General features: G+C 28.0%; 1 protein-coding gene. It reads left to right on the top strand.

The window, feature by feature from the left end:
- The coding region (locus V7183_RS23965; RefSeq protein ID WP_335361074.1) for a TOPRIM nucleotidyl transferase/hydrolase domain-containing protein at positions 1–612 on the top strand (612 nt) is incomplete at its 5' end.
- Positions 613–708: the final 96 nt, after the last annotated feature.

Here is a 708-nt window from a genome sequence, read left to right as displayed (position 1 = left end):
ACTTTAACACCTATTATTACTTCTATTGGCTTAGATATTACTAGAAATATAGGTTTTTCAAGAGACTTTAATATATTAACTGAAGGCATTTCTGATTATTATTATTTACAAGCAATGAAAGAATATTTAAGACGTGAATATGTATTGATAGATTTCAATATTATTCCAGCGCAGGGAGTTAATTCCGTTTCTACTCTGACAAGTTTGTTAATGGGGTGGGAGTTAAAGTTTATAGCATTGTTTGATAATGATAGTGCGGGTAAACGTAATTATCATAAAATTAAAAGGGATCTTCATATAGATGAAGAATGTTTAGCATTTGTTTCAACGCAAGAAAATATGGCTATTGAAGATTTATTTTCGCCTGAGGACTTCAAAAAGTATATTTTTGATGATTTGGATATTAAGAAGAGTAATTCATATAATGTTAGGAATAAAGAAAAGGCTCTATTAGCAAAATTATTTAATGAAAAGGTTATGAATTCTCAAGGTAAATTGGCTTTTTCTAGTGTGACAATTAGTAACTTTATTGATTTATTTAAAAGACTTTCATTAATTATTGAAGATAGGCAAGTAGTAGGTAGTAAAGAAGAAAGCTTGTTAAACAAATAAATGGATATTATATACAATTGGGTACAGTTTTTATAAAACTGTACTTTTCCCATTCCTTTTATTTGTGCGAGAAGTGACTTTTTGCGTTGTACTAAT

The sequence above is a fragment of the Bacillus sp. JJ1127 genome, assembly GCF_036965845.1.
GTDB lineage: Bacteria > Bacillota > Bacilli > Bacillales > Bacillaceae_G > Bacillus_A.
Note: the sequence above shows the minus strand (reverse complement) of the source record. Positions and strands in the feature narration are given on the sequence as shown.